Genomic DNA, 1,998 nt, shown 5'->3' with positions numbered 1-1,998 from the left:
CTCGCGCGCGTACTTCTGGAACCTGCCCACTACACGCGGTGGGGCGAGATCCCAGAAGGCAGGGAGCGGTACTTTGGCCTGCCCATCTTCTCCCCCTGGGACGGGCGCATGGTCGTCGCCTATGTCAGGAGCGCAATCCGGAAGGCGCAGCTCATGCTGGATGTGCCGCAGCTAAGGCCGGAGCAGGAGGAAGCCATGGACCTGCTCGACTCCCTGGCGGCAGATCCAAAGATCCGGCTGATGATGGAGTTCAAGCCAGGCGACGTGCAACTCCTGTGTAACCACTGGATCCTGCATTCGCGTACAGGCTACGTGGATTGGCCGGAGCCCCAACGGCGCCGCCACCTGCTGCGGCTTTGGCTCGCCTGCAATGACGGGCCGAGCCTGCCGCCGGTTTTCACCTCGTCTTATCAAGGAGCGACAGGTGGCGGGCGCCCGGACGGCATCCGGGTATCAGGCGTGCCCTTTTCCGCGCCGCTCGAACCGGTGTAGGAACGCCGTTGTGCGCAACTCCATTCGGCGGGTTCTGCTTAGGACAGCCGCTACGCTGGGCGTCACTCTCCTGACCGGTACTGCGGTGCCCGCTTCCGCACAGCCGTATCCGTCACGGCCGGTGCGGATCGTCGTGCCTTACCCGGCCGGCGGCGGCGTGGACGTCATGGTGCGGATCGTTGCCGCGAAGATGGGTGAGCGGCTCGGTCAACCGGTGGTAGTCGAGAATCGGCCTGGCGCCAACGCCAATCTCGGCCCTGATCATGTCGCCAAGTCGCCCGCGGATGGATACACCCTACTCGCCAGCGCCACTTACCTAGTCGTTAATCCACTGCTCGAGCAGCAGCTCACCTGGCACTCCGGCGAGCTTCAGCCCGTCGCGCGTCTCACGACGACCCCAAACCTCTTTGTCGTGCGGGCGGTGTCTCCATTCAGGACGCTGTCCGACTTTGTGGCACAGGCGCGCTTGCACGCCGGCTTGCCCGTCGGGACCAGTGGGCCGGGCGCCCCGCAATCGATGGCCATGGAGCTTCTGCGCCGAAAGGAAAGACTCGAATTTACTCTAGTCCCCTATCGCGGCGCACCACCCATCATGACCGACCTTCTGAATGGGACATTGGCGGTCAGCGTGCTGCCCCTCGGCGCCATCATGGCCATAATCCAGGGCGGGCAGTTTCGCGGCCTCGCGGTCACGAGCGAAGATCGCTCCCCACTCGTCCCCGGGGTGCCTAGCATCGCTGAGGCCGGCTACCCGGATCTTGTCATCGTAAGCTGGTACGGCTTGCACGCGCCGACTGGCACGCCTTCGGCGGTGATCCAGGCCATCGCGCGTTCGGCCAAGGACGCAACTGCGGACCAGGAAGTGCGTGATGCCGCAGCCAAGGCCGGAGGCGAAACCGCCTTCCTCGACACTGAGGAGTTCGCCACCTTCCTCGCGGAGGATCTCCGCCGCTGGAAACGCAACGTGGCCGCGCTGGCAACCCGCTGACGGCTGGAGCGGCGGCATTGGTTCCGCTGGTCGAGGGGATACCGCATGAGAAAGAGAAGGACAGAAATCAAGGGTACCGATTCAGGGTCGCTCTCGCGGCGCTTGAGCTTGGCGCTTGCGGCCACCCTCATCACGCCGCTTCGGGCGGCAGCCAATCCGGGAAGCAACTGGCCCGATCGCGCGGTCCGGTACATCAATCCTTATCCGCCAGGCGGACCGACCGACACGTTGTCCCGCGTCTACTGTGCTCAAATGACGGAACTCGCCGGCCACCAGTTCTTCGTGGAGAACCGCAGCGGCTCCGGCGGCAACGTCGGCGTGGACGCGATCGCCAAATCCGCACCGGATGGTTACACCATCGGCCTTGGCGGCATCGCCTCTCATGCTATTGCGCCGACGCTCCGCCCCGACCTGCCGTTCGATCCAGCAAAGGACTTCACCTTCGTCTCCGGCCTGTGGCAATTGCCCAACCTGCTGGCAATCCACCCAGAGGTGCCGGCACGAACGGTGCCGGAGCT

At 65.0% G+C, this 1,998-nt stretch carries 3 protein-coding genes; all 3 read left to right on the top strand.

What is annotated here, in order from left to right; genetic code table 11:
* Positions 1 to 492: TauD/TfdA family dioxygenase (locus tag QWZ14_RS16785; RefSeq protein ID WP_290317920.1), on the top strand; the 492-nt coding region annotated here is incomplete at its 5' end.
* A gap of 121 nt (positions 493 to 613) precedes the next feature.
* On the top strand, positions 614 to 1,480 hold the full coding sequence (locus QWZ14_RS16780) for a tripartite tricarboxylate transporter substrate binding protein (RefSeq protein WP_290317919.1): 867 nt from the start codon (positions 614 to 616) through the stop codon (positions 1,478 to 1,480).
* A gap of 45 nt (positions 1,481 to 1,525) precedes the next feature.
* A partial coding sequence (locus QWZ14_RS16775) for a Bug family tripartite tricarboxylate transporter substrate binding protein (protein WP_290317918.1) occupies positions 1,526 to 1,998 on the top strand: 473 nt, incomplete at its 3' end.

Origin of the sequence: Paeniroseomonas aquatica (assembly GCF_030409335.1) — a bacterium.
GTDB lineage: Bacteria > Pseudomonadota > Alphaproteobacteria > Acetobacterales > Acetobacteraceae > Belnapia > Belnapia aquatica.
The sequence above is the reverse complement of the archived record's forward strand: the minus strand, read 5'-3'. Positions and strand labels throughout refer to the sequence as shown.